Here is a 14,878-nt window from a genome sequence, read left to right as displayed (position 1 = left end):
ACGATTTTTCCGGTATCAAAAGGTCACATTGACACTTGAAGAAAAGAAGTTTGCAATTCTTCCGGTATCAAACTCCCCCTAGACACCTTACCTGTTCTACCTATACATCGATACCGGAAACAAAGTGATTGCTCTAACCTTGTTTCCGGTATCTTTTGGGTCAAAGCACCTTTGTCGTCCAAGATTCACAGTTCCAAATGTCAGTTGCAATGCTTTGGTAGAAATCTGGCTCGTGGCTGATAAGCAGGATGGAGCCTTTATAGTCTGCAAGCGCACGTTTTAATTCTTCTTTCGCATCTACATCCAGATGGTTTGTCGGCTCGTCGAGCACAAGCAGGTTCGTTTCGTTATTGATCAGCTTGCAGAGGCGGACCTTTGCTTTCTCGCCGCCGCTCAACACCTCGACCTTGCTTTCGATATGCTTCGTCGTCAGGCCGCATTTGGCAAGGGCTGCCCGGACTTCGTATTGAGTGAAGGAAGGGAATTCATTCCATACTTCCTCAATGCACGTATTGGAATTTTTGTTTTTCATTTCTTGTTCAAAATAGCCGATATGCAAATAGTCCCCGAGCTGTGCTTCACCGGATACTGGCTTGATTTCGCCGAGGATACTGCGGAGCAGCGTCGTTTTTCCGATTCCGTTTGCACCGGTCAGCGCGATCTTCTGGCCTCTTTCCATTTTCAAATTGAGCGGCCTGGACAGCGGTTCGTCGTAGCCGATGACTAGATCCTTCGTTTCAAATACCATTTTTCCGGAAGTTCTAGCTTCACGAAAACGAAATTCGGGCTTCGGTTTTTCTCCGGCCAATTCGATAATGTCCATTTTCTCCAGCTTCTTTTGCCTGGACATTGCCATATTACGGGTAGAGACCCGGGCTTTGTTTCGGGCAACAAAGTCCTTCAGCTCGGAAATCTCCTGTTGCTGCCGCTTATAAGCCGATTCAAGCTGCTGCTTTTTCATTTCGTATACTTTTTGGAAGTCATCATAATCTCCGGAATACCGGTTCAGCTCTTGGTTTTCCATATGATAGATCAAGTTGATGACGCTATTTAAAAAGGGAATGTCATGTGAAATGAGAATGAACGCATTTTCATATTCCTGCAAATACCGCTGAAGCCAGGTGATGTGCACCTCATCCAAGTAGTTCGTCGGCTCGTCAAGAAGCATAATATCCGGCTTTTCAAGCAACAATTTGGCCAAAAGAACCTTGGTACGCTGGCCACCGGAAAGATCATGCACGTCACGTTCGAGGCCAATCTCATCCAGTCCAAGACCGTGGGCGATTTCATCGACTTTCGCATCGATCAGGTAAAAGTCATTGTTTGTCAGGATGTCCTGGATGCGGCCGGTCTCTTCAAGATACTTCTCCATTTCCTCAGGAGTGGCTTCACCCAGAATGGCATAAATGTCATTCATCTCTTGCTCAAGATCAAACATATATTGAAAGGCAGTCTTCAGCACATCTCGAATCGTCATGCCGGGCTGGAGGGCCGCATGCTGGTCAAGATACCCGACCCTCACTTTTTTCGCCCATTCTACTTTTCCTTCATCCGGCTGCAGTTTGCCAGTGATAATGTTCATGAATGTCGACTTGCCTTCGCCATTTGCGCCGATCAAGCCGATGTGCTCGCCTTTCAAGAGCCGGAACGAGACATCATTAAAAATCGCCCGGTCTCCAAAACCGTGGCTTAAGTGACTGACTGATAAAATACTCATTTATTCTCCACCTATTTTCCTTCTGCTTTTTCGATTTATATAATTGCTGATTGTACCAAGCTCGCGGTTCAACAGCATTTCCATTTCTTCAAGATGAGTCCGTCCGACGACGGCGTCCTCCTTGGACCAGAACACCGTATAGATAAAATAGTATTGACCGATTTGACGAAAAATCACATCACAATGGGGAAATTCATCAAAGCGGGCCTTGATATTATACTTTTTTGTATAAGACCATTTCGTCAGCTGCATCCTTCACCCGTCCTCTCTCTTCTATTATAAAACGATTCTCCTTTCTTGGAAACAGCTTCCGGAGTTGATAAAACAAATTTTCGGAGGGTATGATAGGGAGGATAATATATAAAAAAACAGAGGTGGACTATGGGGAAATTTAAGATTGGCATTATCGGACTAGGGGCAGTCGGTGAACGCCTTCTGAAACAGTTTATCGAGCATCCGCAAACAGATGTGGCCCATATCAGTGACGTAAATGAAAGCCGGCTGCAAGAAATGAAGAACAAACTTCCAGAGGTGGAAGCGACAGTAGATTATAAACAACTATTGGATAAACAGGAGCTTGATCTTGTTTATGTTGCCGTTCCGCCGAAGTTTCACCATCAAATCGTTCTTGATGTGATCCGTGCAGGCAAACCGGTTTTTTGTGAAAAGCCACTCGCCAATTCGCTTGCAGAGGCAAAAGAAATGATGGAAGCGGCAAATGAAGCAGGGGTCATCAACGCCATCAACTTTCCACTGCCGTACAGCCAGCCGGTTCAGGTGCTCGGCGAGAAGTTGAAAGAGGGGTACATCGGCAAGCTGCAGCGAATTGAGTTGAAGATGCATTTTCCCAAATGGCCGCGTGCATGGCAGCAAAATCCTTGGATCGGCGGCCGGGAGCAGGGAGGGTTCATCCGCGAAATCACTCCTCACTATATTCAGGTTCTGCTCGATTTGTTTGGCGGAGTGAAAAAGGTAAATACATACATTGATTATCCTGAAGATACCGCATTGTGTGAAAAGGGTGTAATCGCGAGAATGGAACTGGAGAATGGAGTTCCCATTCTTATAAACGGATTGAGCGATATTGGACAGACTGAAGAAATCTCATTCCGTGTATATGGGGATGAAGGTGTATTGGCATTAAACAATTGGAGCGTTCTGACAGGGACAAACAGGCTTCTGTCGGATACGGTGGAGCTTGAGCGGGAGAGCAGCGGACCGGGACTGATTGATGAACTCGTAAAGGCATTAAATGGAGAGCCGGCCCATCTGGTAACGTTCACAGAGGGCTTTGCTGTCCAGGAAGTGCTGGAACAACTGCTTGGACAAGTAGACTGAGCATGAGTGCCGGGTTCCGTCCGGTTGTTTGATATACTATAGGAAATAAAGAATGCGGGGTGAAGAGATGAAATTCGGGTATTATCTTGATGGGAAATATGCAGAAGCAAAAAACAGTTATGAAGTTGTCAACCCTTACAATAATGAAAAAATCGCCATCGTCGCCGATTGTTCCGAAGAAGAGATGGAAAAAGCGATCGCTTCCGCCGACAAGGCTTTTGGCACAATCAAAAAGCTGACTGCCGCTGAACGAGCTGAGATTTTGTATAAAGCGGCTTCTTTGCTGAAGGAGAAGCGCGAAGAATTTGCCAGGCTGATCGCAGCAGAAGCAGGCAAGCCGATAACAGCGGCAAGGGGAGAGGTGGACCGTTCGATCGGCACCTTGCAATTTGCCGGCGAAGAAGCAAAGCAGATCAGCGGTGAATACATTCCGCTTGGGGCAGCACCGGGCGGAGGAGGCAGAGATGCATACACGGTTTATGAACCGCTCGGAATTGTCGGTGCAGTAACGCCATTCAATTTTCCGCTTAATTTGACGGTCCATAAAGTGGGACCGGCAATTGCTGCCGGAAATACGATTATCGTGAAACCGGCGGAAAAAACACCGCTCACAGCTTTAAAACTGGCGGAACTGCTGACAAAAGCCGGACTGCCTGATGGCGTTCTGAATGTCATGCCAGGCGAAGGGCCAAAGCTTGTTCCCGTATTACTCGAAGACGAGCGTGTGAAAAAAATCTCCTTCACAGGAAGCCCCGCGGTCGGAAAAGAAATTAAAAACAAGGCGGGCCTGAAACGGGTGACGCTCGAACTCGGAAGCAATTCGGCCCTTTATGTAGACCGGTCGGTGTCGGAAAACCTTGACGCGGCCGTAGAGAAAGCGGTCGGCGGGGCATTTGCCTACAATGGCCAAGTATGTATCCATACCCAGCGTATATATGTGCGTGAAGAGATTGCCGACGATTTCCTCGAGAAATTTGTCGCGAAAACAAAGGAGCTCCCTTTTGGAGACCCTCTCGATGACAAGACGGTTGTCACTGGCATGATCAACAAAAAAGCGCAAGAACGGGTTCTCGCCTGGATTGAAGAAGCAGTCAAAGGCGGAGCCAAGCTGCTCGCCGGCGGTACAGTCAAAGAAAACGGAATCGAACCAGCTGTATTGGCACAAGCGAAGGCGACAGACAAGGTTGTCTGCGAAGAAATCTTCGGACCGGTCGTAGTGATCAACCGTGTTTCTTCCGCAAAAGAAGCTTTGGATGCTATGAACGACAGCCAGTATGGTCTTAATGCCGGGGTATTTACAAATAACCTGAAGCAGGCGCTTCAGTTTGCCCATCAGTTAGAAGTCGGCCAGGTGCTGATCAATGATGTGCCGACGTTGCGTTTCGACAATATGCCTTATGGTGGTGTGAAATCGTCAGGATATGGACATGAAGGGGTTAAATACGCCATCAAAGAAATGACCAGAATGAAAATGATCAGCTTGAACTATGAATTTTAACCAAACAAAGCCGCCAGCAGGACCTATACCTGCTGGCGGCTTTTACTATAGATTTTCAGTTTTCGATGAATCGTTCTGCCGAGGAAGTTCATCCACGACCGAGGCGTCATCGAAATTCAGCGCGCTCCTGATAAAATAAACGAGAATCAAAGCAATGGCGGCAACGACTACAACCAATCCTAAAAGAATCGATAAATCCATCCATTGTACCTCCTTATCGCTAAAATAAGCCGTGGCGTACTTGGAGTATCTTCGTTTGTCCAATTCCCTTTCATATGAAAAGTTAAACGGAAATCTGCTTGCTCCAGTATATGATCTGGAGGAGAAGGAAAGTACCGGATACATAGGCGGGACCTATCGCTTTTTTTTCTTTGCTTGTTTCAGTAAAATGATAGGATATACAGAAAGGAAGGGTGAAGAAAATGTCCCGTTTAAAGGAGATCATGGAATTCAACAAGAACTTTATCGAGGAAAAAAAATACGAAGAATACGTAACAACCAAGTTTCCCGATAAGAAAATGGTTATTCTGACATGCATGGATACAAGGCTTGTCGAGCTTTTGCATAAGGCGATGAACTTGAAAAACGGCGATGCGAAAATCATTAAAAATGCTGGAGCAATGGTTTCACATCCATTTGGAAGCATCATGCGGAGCCTGCTGATCGCAGTATATGAACTGCAAGCGGATGAAGTGTTTGTAATCGGGCATCATGACTGCGGCATGAGCGTCATTGACAGCGGAAAGTTGCTCAACACGATGAAGGAGCGGGGCATTTCTCAAGAAACAATCGACGTAGTCACCCATTCTGGCATCGACCTTGACAAGTGGCTTGAAGGGTTTGACAGCGTGGAAGAGAGCGTCGCCCACAGCGTTGAAATGATTCGCAGCCATCCTCTAATGTCAAAGAACATCCCAGTCTACGGTCTCGTCATAGATCCGGATACAGGCAAGCTTGATCTTGTGGTGGACAGCGAAATAAAGGCCTAATAAAAATTAAGAATCAGCCCTTTCGAGATAAACGGATTGCGTTTTTCACGAAAGGGCTGATTTGCATAAGCAGCAAAAAAGGACTGTCTCTTATGTTAGACAGTCCTTCGGCTTATTGCTGCAAATGATTTTCCGGTACTTCATCAATACGTTCTGTATCTTCACCATTCAAAGCCGAGCCAACAAAGTGCATCAGGAAAACGGCGATCACTCCCACAACACCTACGAATCCCAAGGTTACCCATAACTGCATGCGGTCCACCCCCCTCTGAAACCACCCGTTTTGCCTGCAGGAAAAACTTTTTCCTGTCCAATTTCAAGTATAGCGAACTTTATGCTTTTATTCAAAGGAAGTATGTATTATAATAATAAAGGTGATTTTAATCTGGCTCCATAGCTCAGAGGATAGAGCGTCGGTTTCCTAAACCGTGCGTCGCAGGTTCGATTCCTGCTGGGGCCGCTATAGTAGGAATAGTAATAGCAAGGGTTGCAGCGTTTTGCATCCTTGCTATTTTTATTGCGAAAAACCGGATTGGTCACCTTTAGTGCGCTAAAATGATATTTTGCTGTCCATATCCAGCAAAATATCATCCGATTTTTGAGCTGCTGCCTCCTGCATATTCGAGAACATATGTGAGTATGTGTCGAGTGTCATCTGGACTGTGGAATGGCCTAATCGCTCCTGGACAATTTTTGGATGCACGTTTTGTTTGAAAAGCAGGGAGGCATGTGTATGTCTAAGATCATGAAAGCGTATCTTCTTAATCTCCATATTTTTAATGAGCAAACAAAACGCACGACCAATATTAGTAGGAAGGACAAATATGCCCGATCCAGTTGTTACACAAATCCTTGGTAGCTTGAATCGTTTTTTAAATCTTTTAATTCATAACCTCCGTCTATTCGCTTGATAGCTCGATGGACATGGATTGTCTTGGTATCGAAATCAACTGCATCCCATTTAAGCCCCAGTATTTCCCCTTGTCGCATACCGGTGAAGATTCCCAGATAGTAATGCTTAGGTTTATTTTATCGGTGTTAGCGAATTAATGGTGACCTTGACCTGCTTAAAATTTGTTAAATCCCCTTTTCCGGCAGTTTCAAATTTGGTTATGATCATACCATTTTCAGGTTTTTTTCCATTTAATTTTGATACCAGTTCAGTTGTACCAAGCTCTTTACCATTACCATCAAGATAAGTTAAAGTAATGTTCCCTTCATAGTATCCATCAACTTCCAAACTAATATAACCTTTCACGACCGAAAAGCCATTATCTTTACGAACTTGTATTCCTCCTATACCGACTTGACCTGTTGGATCATAATTTTCAAAATCAGGCGGTGTAGGCAAAGTTCTTGGTTGAGGAAATTCATGTGCTAGCATAACATATTCATAATTCGATAGATTATCATTTGATTTTACTTCAAAACCAATAATCTGTTCACCGCCAGCTACTGCTTCTTCGCTAACAAATGCTTCTCCTAAATAATGTCCTTCCCCATCAAAAAATAGTAAATTGCCACCTACATCTAGTTTAACTCCGGGATTTACATCCCCACCTGGATTAGAAGGGCCTTTTACAAATTTATCCCATAAATCATTCCCAACATACAGCTTTCCTTTAACAGTTGAACCCGTTTTATTAGGCTCTACATGTAAATGTCCAACTTTAATTCCATTCTTATTAAGGTCAAATTTATTTTCTATACCGATTAGTTTTGTTTTACTATCATATGTAACAAAAGAATCTAAGCTCTCAGCAATGAATCTGATTGGAACGTAAGTGCGACCATCTACATTAAGTGTATGATATCCCTTTGGTAACTCAACTTTTTCACCGTTAATTTCATACTTTGCCGGGAATAACAAAGCCTTAATGCTTTCACTCGCATAAACTGCGGAACCACTAGCTATGATTACACCACTTACTAAACCTAAAACGAATTTTTTCAATCTTACTCACTCCTTGTCTAAGATTAACTAATATTCGATTTAAATGCCTACCAGTATATGAATAACATTAACATAATTTACCTAAAAACATTAATTATAACACTATAAGGTTGATATATGTTTGTTTAGTAATTTATAGGAAATCCGATTTTTTTTTAAACTCTTCTGCTATGTAAATGTATGTGCATTTGTTCATAACCTTTATTTTAACGGATATTAGGGGATATTTTACATTAGACCTCGTAGAATACATCTTATTATTTTTGGTTTGATGGCTTTGTTGAAGAATTACTATGGGGATGTGCTGCTGATCGATTATGGCAGCGTGGTGGAAGTGGAGTTTGAAAGTTAGGATTAAGCAGTGAAAAATAAGGCCCGGCACATAGCCGAGTCTTATTTTTTTTGTAAATTGGTCACACGGTCACGTATTTGGTCACGAATGTGACCAACAGAGTCATGTCGCAATAAAAAAGGGTTGCTTCAAAAGCCTGATTTAAAAGGGTTTCGGACGGAGTGAAACAATACAATGTGTAAAAAGCCATTAGTGGGGCTCCTAAACCGTGCGTCGCAGGTTCGATTCCTGCTAGGGCCGCTATTATAGATCTAAGAAGGACGCGGGTTACAGTAATTTGTAACCCGCGTCCTATTTCTGTTTTTCATTCAACTGGCACGAAATTGGCACGAATGTTTTTTACTTGTTCTGCAGTGCATTATATTCAAGAAAACCAGCTAATTAGTAGTTTTCCTATCCATATAGCTATAGCGATCCAAACAATGATAAAAAGCGCGCCTACAAACCAGTTTTTCGGTTTCCCGTTCTTTTTCATTTCTTCAGCTCTAACCCTGTTTTCTTCGATAATTTGTGAGGGTATCAATCGAAGTGCTATTGAGATTCCGAGAGGGACGATAATAAGGTCGTCTAGATATCCCAAAACAGGTATAAAGTCAGGGATTAAATCTATTGGACTGAAAGCGTAGGCTACAACACATATTGCGAATATCTTGGCGAATACAGGAGTTCGCGAATCCTTGTAGGATAGATATAGAACAACTAAATCATTTTTTAGTTTCCGGGCAATCTTTTTAAGGTTATTTACTATGTCCATTGTTATCCTCCATATTCAATTATATTAAATCAGGAACATTGAGGTAAACAAATGAATTTTCTGCGTAGCGCGAAGGTAAAGGCATACGTTTAGTCAGCTGCAGCCAATCACGTCAGGAATAAGTTTTAATGGATGAAATGGTTCTTATAAGGTACCGAAGAGTATTTTCGGTAACATCTACAGAACAAGGGGTACGGGGATTTAGGAGGGGCAAAGACAGTGTGACCTGTCAGTAGGTAAATTTTACAGCATGCGCTCCATGATAAAAAAGGTTGCCTTTGCGTTGTATTTTGTCAAGGTGTCCAATATGTCAGTCGTGTAGACAGGATGGGGACCATCATAGAAAGTGATGGCCATGATCTTCTCGTCTGTATTTACCTCCCAGATGACATTGCCGTATTTTTTCTAGTGTCTCCTTGTTTTTGTCTCTTTATTTGCATATTGTCCGCCTGCTGCCAGGCAGCACAAAATATAATTAGCAGCTTTTTCATCTGTTTGCTCTCCCATCTGCGGCGTTTCTACTGGATAGTCTTTTACCTCTAGTGCCAGGTGATTTCCAAAGAAAACGGCAGTAAGCAAGGAAATGTTTTATTTCATCAGATAGTTTATCCAAGCAGACATGCGGTTTTTTTATATATTAAAGTAAGTCGGCCGGCTTAAACAATTGCAAAAGGGGAGAAGATCATGAGCTTTTTTTTCGAAGATGATTTTTTTGTTGGCGGCGAGGAAGACGAAAGAAGAAACAGGCGGCGCAGGAGATTGATCTGTGAGTGTCGTGAAGTGAGAGGCGAGAGGGACGACGACCACGATTGTGACCGCGATCGTGACCGCGACCGTGAGCGAAATCGATTCGTCTGCCGTTGCAGGGAGAGAGAGCGGGATCGGTATTAATCCCGGTCGGCCGATAAGGGAGGTTTAGCCACTTGCAATAGTAGCCCAAGCCCGGCTTGATCTCTGATTGGCAAAAGGAGCTGTCCGGAAAGTCAGTGCAAACTGATTTTTCTTGGCAGCTCCATCTTTGTTTTATTATATACAAATGCAATATGGTCAATCGCCAAGTTGTTAGGATCGGATGATTTGTAACCGCATTTGTTTCATTACGAATTGTAAAGCATTTTTAAAGTCTAGGAAACAGTCCAGTTCTTTAGTGAAAGGAAGGCTTGCAGACACTAGCTCCTGTGTTAGCTGTGGTCCAAGACCCACTGCGAGAACCTTTGCCCCCATCAATTGGAGAGCTGAAGTGACATTCTCTATATATTGGGCCATTGTATTCAGACTGATCGTTTCCCGAAGAGATATGGCGGTAAAATCAAGAATGACCCACTCGGATTCGTTTTCCGCGACATGGGAGAGAATTCGCGGAATGATCATATTAAAGCGTTCAGGATATAAATCTCCGACAATAGGAATGAGAACTGTATTCGGCATAATGGATGGGATGACCGGAACCGAGATGCTTTGAATTTGTTCTTCCAACTCCTCAACTTTTGAGGACAATTCCTGTATTTGCTGTTGCATCAATTCTCTTTCTGATTTATTGGTGTCCATGGCAACCTCACAGTTTTATTGTATTTAATTTGACCACAATCTATTCTACATGAAAATCGTCAGAGGGGGTACTTCTATCCCTCCAATAACTAATATTCTATTGACTGGCCAGAACATTTACAGTACGATTGAGTTATATTACATAACCCGCTTGGGAGAGGTTCATAGCGATAAACCCTCTATAAAAAACTATGGATGATGCATGAAAAGCCATATCCGATCGCGATATGGCTTTTTTCATTTTTTTATTCATGGGCCTCCCCTGGTTATTGTAAAAAAACAAAATAGACTGGGAGGTTTTTTTCCATGGCAGGAAGAAAAGAAGAATCACTTGAAGATCTGACACTATTAGGTAATCAACATACTGTGTATAAGGACAACTATGACCCCGCGTTGTTGGAGGCAATCGAGAATTTGCATCCTGACCGGGACTATTTCGTAAAATTCAATTGTCCTGAATTCACATCGCTTTGCCCGCAAACAGGTCAGCCCGACTTTGCCACCATGTACATCAGCTACATACCTGACAAAAAAATTGTTGAAAGCAAATCACTCAAGCTATATTTGTTTAGCTTTCGCAATCATGGGGATTTCCACGAGGACTGTGTTAACATCATCATGGATGATCTTGTTAAGCTGCTGCAGCCTCGCTATGCAGAAGTATGGGGAAAGTTCACTCCCCGCGGCGGATTGTCGATTGATCCCTATTGCAACTATGGAAAACCAGGGACGAAATATGAAGAGATGGCGTCTTATCGGATGATGAATCACGATCTGTATCCTGAAAAGGTCGACAACCGATGAGGAGGGCGGGCTCATGCTACTTTATTTAAATGGAGCTTTTACAGGCCTCCTTATCCTCTCCAATGTCCTGGCGGTAAAATTGTTCGGTATCGGCAACTGGGTCGTACTTCCGGCTGCCGTTATCGTTTATGTGTTCACCTATCCAATCCTCGACACAATTACGGAAGTGTATGGGAAAGAAATGGCGAGAAAAACTGTCATTGCCGGTTTGGTGACTCAGCTGGCTGCAGTCGTGTTCATTTATACGACAATCAAGTTGCCGCCCGCGCCTTTCTTTAGTATACAGAGCGAGTATGAAGTAATTTTCACTGCAGGTTTTAGGGTAACGGTTGCAAGCTTTGTCTCGTTTATAATCAGCCAGAATTTGGACGTGTACGTCTTCGATCGCCTAAAGAAAAGGCATGGGGACAAAAAGCTCTGGATCCGGAATAATGCTTCGACTATGCTCTCCCAGCTTGTCGACACAACGATCTTCATCTCGATCGCTTTTCTAGGGACGATGCCGTTCACAGCGCTTTTACTGATGATTGGTTCTCAGTATGCTGTGAAATTCCTGATTGCTATTCTAGATACGCCTTTTGTCTATTTGCTCGTTCGCATTTGCAGGCGGGCAGATCGGAAAACGATTCAACATCATGCCGCCTGATTAAGGCGGCTATTTGTCTGAAACGGGTAGTTTGAGGTACAGAGATACGATATAATGATGGAAGATTCCGTAAAGTTTTTTCAAAAAGAACCCAAAATCGTGAATCTTTTTCCATTTTCCAATCGTATATAAGACAAAGAGATACAGAGGGAGGGGTGCCAATCTTGAGCAAGCAATCCAAAACATAGTAAGGGAATGATGGAGATGACATTGTTTGGCTATCCGATAGAGACAATTTATCTCGGGCTGCTCATCGTATCCGGTTTGGGAACACTGCTTTATGTGTTTTTCGGCGATGTAATGGAAGGAATAGGCGAAGCTGCCGATTTTCTGAGCCCTGTGCTCATCCTGGCCTTTATCACTTTTTTTTCGGCGGGCGGCTATATTCTTGAGAAAGTTACTTCGTTCAATGTTTTTTTGATCATGGGGATAGCTGCAATCGCTGCAGCCTTGCTGGATCTTCTCCTTAATGTGTTCGTTCTTATACCGATGAAGTCCGCCGAGCAGTCGCTCAGCTATACGGAAAAATCACTTGAGGGCAGAATGGGAAAAGTGATCATTCCGATTCCAAAACAAGGTTTTGGCGAAGTTGTCATCGAGAGCTACAGCGGCATGATTTCAAAGCCGGCTTCAAGCCATGATGATGAGCCGATTGCGGAAGGCGAGGAAATTCTCGTGATAGATGTTAAGGATGGCATTCTTCATGTAATGCCTTATGAGAAACAATTTCAGTAAAAGGGAGGAATAGAGAATATGGGCAATGAAACGATTGGTTTGTTAGTAGTTATTGGAATTGTCGCATTTATCCTGATTGCGCTGATTAGCGTTTTTATCACAAAATACCGTACGGCTGGACCTGATGAGGCTCTAATCGTGACGGGAAGCTATCTAGGCGGAAAGAACGTCCACGTCGATGAGGCAGGCAATAAAATTAAGATCATCCGCGGCGGAGGTACCTTCGTTCTGCCGGTCTTCCAGCAAGCAGAGCCGCTCAGCCTCCTGTCGAGTAAGCTTGAGGTAACGACTCCTGAAGTTTATACGGAACAAGGTGTTCCGGTGATGGCGGACGGAACAGCCATCATTAAAATTGGCGGTTCGATTGGCGAGATTGCGACGGCAGCCGAGCAATTTCTAGGCAAAACAAAGGGAGACCGAGAAATCGAAGCGAAAGAAGTACTCGAAGGACATCTTCGTTCCATCCTTGGATCAATGACGGTTGAAGAAATCTACAAAAACCGTGATAAGTTTTCTCAGGAAGTGCAGCGTGTCGCTTCTCAGGACTTGGCGAAAATGGGACTTGTGATTGTTTCATTCACGATCAAGGAAGTCCGCGATAAAAATGGCTACCTTGATTCTCTCGGTAAACCACGGATCGCCCAGGTAAAACGTGATGCCGATATCGCAACGGCTGAAGCTGATAAAGAAACGCGGATCAAGCGTGCCGAGGCAGCGAAGGAAGCGAAGAAAGCAGAACTGGAAAGAGCAACTGAGATTGCGGAGGCCGAAAAGGTCAACCAGCTGAAGATGGCGGAATACCGACGCGAGCAGGACATCGCTCGTGCGAATGCCGACCAAGCGTATGATCTGGAAACAGCCCGCGCCAAACAGGATGTTACAGAGCACGAAATGCAGATCAAGATCATCGAGCGTCAAAAGCAGATTGAATTGGAAGAAAAAGAGATTCTCCGTCGTGAGCGTCAGTATGATTCAGAAGTGAAGAAGAAAGCTGATGCCGACCGCTACTCGGTGGAGCAGGCGGCTACAGCTGAAAAGATGAAACAAATGGCCGAAGCGGACGCCCATCAGTATCGGGTGGAGGCAATGGCGAAAGCCGAAGCGGAAAGAGTCCGTCTCGATGGTGTCGCAAAAGCCGATGCACAGCGGGCACAAGGGGAAACAGAAGCCGAGGTCATCCGTCTGAAAGGGATTGCGGAAGCGGAAGCGAAACGGAAAGTGGCAGAGGCATTCGAACAGTTCGGTCAAGCCGCTATTCTCGACATGGTTCTCAAAATGTTGCCTGAATATGCGAAGCAAGTGGCTGCTCCGCTTGGCAATATTGATAAAATTACTGTTGTCGATACTGGCGGTTCAGGCGAAGGCGGCGCCAACAAAGTATCCGGCTACGCCACAAACCTGATGGCAACAATGCAGGAAACACTTAAAGCTTCTTCAGGCATTGATGTTAAAGAAATGCTCGAAAACCTCTCAGGCAAACATAACATCCGAGGAAGCATCGATGCACTCGCATACGAAATGCGCGAATCGAACAAAACAGAATCGGGAGAAAAGCAAGCGGAAGAAGAATTGGTATAAATGGAAAGGGACAATCCGCCAAAACGGATTGTCCCTTTCTTATGTTCGATTGAGTGGAGAAAACGGTAAAGAAGGTCGAGGGGGAGACAGAGATGATATTTGAATTAAAGGAGTCTGAATTTTTTAAGTGTAGGGGGTTGCTGAGTGAACGAGGGCAATTAGAGGCCATGGCCATTGTCGAAAATATCAATCCAGGCCGTATCTTTGTAGATGATATTCGTACTCCTAGCTGTGGGCTTATTTGGTTAGGGAATAATGATGGGTTTATATTTTTTGGAAGTGAACAAAACGAGGATTTCAACAATGAGTTAAACGGTTTTATTGACGATGTCATCATGCCGGAAGCAAAAAAAGTCCAACTTGAATGGTTTGAAGGAGTTGGCAATCATGAAAAATGGAACAGCGTTATTGAAAGGGTTTTTGAGCATCGTCAAGTAAAGAGCTGGAATCAAAAGGTGTATACGTTACAGAAGTTTGATTATCAAAGCAAGTATATACCTGAAATTGAAAAGGGGTATCAGGTGGTAAAAATTAATCATGCGCTCTTTGAGAATAGGGACAACTCAATAACAAACATAGACTTTTTACAATCGAAAATAGCAGAGTTCTGGTCCACACCTGAGCAGTTCTTTGCGAATGGGCTCGGGTATTGTGTTGTTCATAAAAATGAAATTGTCAGTGCTTGTTTTTCAGGATTTGTCGTTGGGGAAGTACACTGCATTGATATTGAAACAATAGAGTCCCATCAGGGTAAACAATTGGCTCAAATGGTCGCCCACAGTTTTGTGAAAGAGTGTTTGGAGAATGATCAGGTTCCGTATTGGGATTGCATGGAGATGAATAAGCCCTCTGTTGCAGTTGCAGAGAAGATTGGATTCAAGAATGTATTTAATTACGCAGGCTATTATTTTTCACTACATAACGATTCAGTTAATGGTTGAAAAACATAATTACGCCCGTTTGTT

Annotated in this window: 18 protein-coding genes, 1 tRNA gene and 1 riboswitch; of the genes, 10 read left to right on the top strand and 9 right to left on the bottom strand. The window is 43.9% G+C overall.

Translation table 11 applies throughout. The features are described 5' to 3' along the window. Positions 1–160: 160 nt before the first annotated feature. Together AC0TWI_RS15765 and AC0TWI_RS15760 are read right to left on the bottom strand one after the other, a co-directional pair. Positions 161–1,717: an ABC-F family ATP-binding cassette domain-containing protein gene (locus tag AC0TWI_RS15765; protein WP_488127291.1), complete on the bottom strand. Its 1,557-nt coding sequence runs from the start codon at positions 1,715–1,717 to the stop codon at positions 161–163. After that, a complete protein-coding gene (locus AC0TWI_RS15760) occupies positions 1,718–1,969 on the bottom strand; it encodes a hypothetical protein (RefSeq protein WP_488127290.1) in 252 nt (83 codons plus the stop codon). Positions 1,970–2,098: 129 nt separating this feature from the next. Here AC0TWI_RS15760 and AC0TWI_RS15755 point away from each other — a divergent pair, with 129 nt between their 5' ends. Then, on the top strand, positions 2,099–3,055 hold the full coding sequence (locus AC0TWI_RS15755; RefSeq protein WP_488127289.1) for a Gfo/Idh/MocA family protein: 957 nt from the start codon (positions 2,099–2,101) through the stop codon (positions 3,053–3,055). Between the two features lie 67 nt (positions 3,056–3,122). Beyond that, a complete protein-coding gene (locus AC0TWI_RS15750; RefSeq protein ID WP_488127288.1) occupies positions 3,123–4,553 on the top strand; it encodes an aldehyde dehydrogenase family protein in 1,431 nt (476 codons plus the stop codon). A 45-nt stretch (positions 4,554–4,598) separates the two neighbouring features. Here the strand turns inward: AC0TWI_RS15750 and AC0TWI_RS15745 are convergent, their stop codons facing one another. Further along, complete coding sequence (locus AC0TWI_RS15745; protein WP_488127287.1) at positions 4,599–4,754, bottom strand: hypothetical protein; 156 nt, start codon at positions 4,752–4,754, stop codon at positions 4,599–4,601. A gap of 221 nt (positions 4,755–4,975) precedes the next feature. Between AC0TWI_RS15745 and AC0TWI_RS15740 the strand changes: the two genes are divergently transcribed. Then, positions 4,976–5,542 carry a beta-class carbonic anhydrase gene (locus AC0TWI_RS15740; RefSeq protein ID WP_488127286.1) on the top strand — a complete coding sequence of 189 codons (567 nt, stop codon included), beginning with the start codon at positions 4,976–4,978 and terminating at the stop codon, positions 5,540–5,542. A 112-nt stretch (positions 5,543–5,654) separates the two neighbouring features. On the opposite strand, the gene AC0TWI_RS15735 is transcribed toward AC0TWI_RS15740, so the two are convergent. Then, positions 5,655–5,795 (bottom strand): hypothetical protein, encoded by a 141-nt coding sequence (locus AC0TWI_RS15735; protein ID WP_488127285.1) that lies wholly within the window; start codon positions 5,793–5,795, stop codon positions 5,655–5,657. A 134-nt stretch (positions 5,796–5,929) separates the two neighbouring features. Between AC0TWI_RS15735 and AC0TWI_RS15730 the strand changes: the two genes are divergently transcribed. Next, a tRNA-Arg gene (locus AC0TWI_RS15730) sits at positions 5,930–6,002 on the top strand. Positions 6,003–6,092: 90 nt separating this feature from the next. On the opposite strand, the gene AC0TWI_RS15725 is transcribed toward AC0TWI_RS15730, so the two are convergent. The 4 genes from AC0TWI_RS15725 to AC0TWI_RS15710 all read right to left on the bottom strand — a co-directional run bounded on the left by AC0TWI_RS15725 (position 6,093) and on the right by AC0TWI_RS15710 (position 8,989). Continuing rightward, the gene (locus AC0TWI_RS15725; RefSeq protein ID WP_488127387.1) at positions 6,093–6,314 is read right to left on the bottom strand and encodes a tyrosine-type recombinase/integrase; all 222 of its coding nucleotides are present in this window, start codon (positions 6,312–6,314) and stop codon (positions 6,093–6,095) included. A gap of 252 nt (positions 6,315–6,566) precedes the next feature. Then, positions 6,567–7,496, bottom strand: a complete 930-nt coding sequence (locus AC0TWI_RS15720; protein ID WP_488127284.1) for a stalk domain-containing protein — start codon at positions 7,494–7,496, stop codon at positions 6,567–6,569. A gap of 716 nt (positions 7,497–8,212) precedes the next feature. Then, positions 8,213–8,596, bottom strand: coding sequence for a YkvA family protein (locus tag AC0TWI_RS15715; protein ID WP_488127386.1), 384 nt, complete (start codon positions 8,594–8,596; stop codon positions 8,213–8,215). A 249-nt stretch (positions 8,597–8,845) separates the two neighbouring features. Continuing rightward, positions 8,846–8,989: a polysaccharide deacetylase family protein gene (locus AC0TWI_RS15710; RefSeq protein WP_488127385.1), complete on the bottom strand. Its 144-nt coding sequence runs from the start codon at positions 8,987–8,989 to the stop codon at positions 8,846–8,848. A gap of 297 nt (positions 8,990–9,286) precedes the next feature. Between AC0TWI_RS15710 and AC0TWI_RS15705 the strand changes: the two genes are divergently transcribed. Then, positions 9,287–9,493: a hypothetical protein gene (locus AC0TWI_RS15705; RefSeq protein ID WP_488127283.1), complete on the top strand. Its 207-nt coding sequence runs from the start codon at positions 9,287–9,289 to the stop codon at positions 9,491–9,493. 171 nt (positions 9,494–9,664) lie between these two features. Here the strand turns inward: AC0TWI_RS15705 and AC0TWI_RS15700 are convergent, their stop codons facing one another. After that, positions 9,665–10,120 carry an STAS domain-containing protein gene (locus tag AC0TWI_RS15700; protein WP_488127282.1) on the bottom strand — a complete coding sequence of 152 codons (456 nt, stop codon included), beginning with the start codon at positions 10,118–10,120 and terminating at the stop codon, positions 9,665–9,667. A gap of 181 nt (positions 10,121–10,301) precedes the next feature. Next, a riboswitch (PreQ1 riboswitch) is annotated at positions 10,302–10,349 on the top strand. A gap of 107 nt (positions 10,350–10,456) precedes the next feature. On the opposite strand from AC0TWI_RS15700, the gene queF reads away from it, so the two are divergent. The 5 genes from queF to AC0TWI_RS15675 all read left to right on the top strand — a co-directional run bounded on the left by queF (position 10,457) and on the right by AC0TWI_RS15675 (position 14,854). Beyond that, the gene (gene queF / locus AC0TWI_RS15695) at positions 10,457–10,954 is read left to right on the top strand and encodes a preQ(1) synthase (RefSeq protein ID WP_488127281.1); all 498 of its coding nucleotides are present in this window, start codon (positions 10,457–10,459) and stop codon (positions 10,952–10,954) included. Positions 10,955–10,967: 13 nt separating this feature from the next. Further along, entirely contained in the window at positions 10,968–11,600 is a 633-nt protein-coding gene (locus AC0TWI_RS15690) for a queuosine precursor transporter (protein WP_488127280.1), read from the top strand. Between the two features lie 204 nt (positions 11,601–11,804). Next, the gene (locus AC0TWI_RS15685) at positions 11,805–12,335 is read left to right on the top strand and encodes an NfeD family membrane protein (RefSeq protein WP_488127279.1); all 531 of its coding nucleotides are present in this window, start codon (positions 11,805–11,807) and stop codon (positions 12,333–12,335) included. A gap of 18 nt (positions 12,336–12,353) precedes the next feature. Beyond that, positions 12,354–13,913, top strand: a complete 1,560-nt coding sequence (gene floT, locus AC0TWI_RS15680) for a flotillin lipid rafts scaffold protein FloT (protein ID WP_488127278.1) — start codon at positions 12,354–12,356, stop codon at positions 13,911–13,913. Positions 13,914–14,005: 92 nt separating this feature from the next. Further along, on the top strand, positions 14,006–14,854 hold the full coding sequence (locus AC0TWI_RS15675; RefSeq protein ID WP_488127277.1) for a GNAT family N-acetyltransferase: 849 nt from the start codon (positions 14,006–14,008) through the stop codon (positions 14,852–14,854). The last annotated feature ends 24 nt before the right edge of the window (positions 14,855–14,878 follow it).

Source organism: Lederbergia sp. B243.17 (assembly GCF_057657925.1).
This window is presented reverse-complemented; position numbering and strand designations above follow the sequence as displayed.

Bases quoted from the DNA above. Each gene is read 5' to 3' on its own strand.
- AC0TWI_RS15765 (WP_488127291.1), bottom strand. From the start codon at position 1,717: ATGAGTATTTTATCAGTCAGTCACTTAAGCCACGGTTTTGGAGACCGG.
- AC0TWI_RS15760 (WP_488127290.1), bottom strand. From the start codon at position 1,969: ATGCAGCTGACGAAATGGTCTTATACAAAAAAGTATAATATCAAGGCC.
- AC0TWI_RS15755 (WP_488127289.1), top strand. From the start codon at position 2,099: ATGGGGAAATTTAAGATTGGCATTATCGGACTAGGGGCAGTCGGTGAA.
- AC0TWI_RS15750 (WP_488127288.1), top strand. From the start codon at position 3,123: ATGAAATTCGGGTATTATCTTGATGGGAAATATGCAGAAGCAAAAAAC.
- AC0TWI_RS15745 (WP_488127287.1), bottom strand. From the start codon at position 4,754: ATGGATTTATCGATTCTTTTAGGATTGGTTGTAGTCGTTGCCGCCATT.
- AC0TWI_RS15740 (WP_488127286.1), top strand. From the start codon at position 4,976: ATGTCCCGTTTAAAGGAGATCATGGAATTCAACAAGAACTTTATCGAG.
- AC0TWI_RS15735 (WP_488127285.1), bottom strand. From the start codon at position 5,795: ATGCAGTTATGGGTAACCTTGGGATTCGTAGGTGTTGTGGGAGTGATC.
- AC0TWI_RS15725 (WP_488127387.1), bottom strand. From the start codon at position 6,314: ATGGAGATTAAGAAGATACGCTTTCATGATCTTAGACATACACATGCC.
- AC0TWI_RS15705 (WP_488127283.1), top strand. From the start codon at position 9,287: ATGAGCTTTTTTTTCGAAGATGATTTTTTTGTTGGCGGCGAGGAAGAC.
- AC0TWI_RS15700 (WP_488127282.1), bottom strand. From the start codon at position 10,120: ATGCAACAGCAAATACAGGAATTGTCCTCAAAAGTTGAGGAGTTGGAA.
- queF (WP_488127281.1), top strand. From the start codon at position 10,457: ATGGCAGGAAGAAAAGAAGAATCACTTGAAGATCTGACACTATTAGGT.
- AC0TWI_RS15690 (WP_488127280.1), top strand. From the start codon at position 10,968: ATGCTACTTTATTTAAATGGAGCTTTTACAGGCCTCCTTATCCTCTCC.
- AC0TWI_RS15685 (WP_488127279.1), top strand. From the start codon at position 11,805: ATGACATTGTTTGGCTATCCGATAGAGACAATTTATCTCGGGCTGCTC.
- floT (WP_488127278.1), top strand. From the start codon at position 12,354: ATGGGCAATGAAACGATTGGTTTGTTAGTAGTTATTGGAATTGTCGCA.
- AC0TWI_RS15675 (WP_488127277.1), top strand. From the start codon at position 14,006: ATGATATTTGAATTAAAGGAGTCTGAATTTTTTAAGTGTAGGGGGTTG.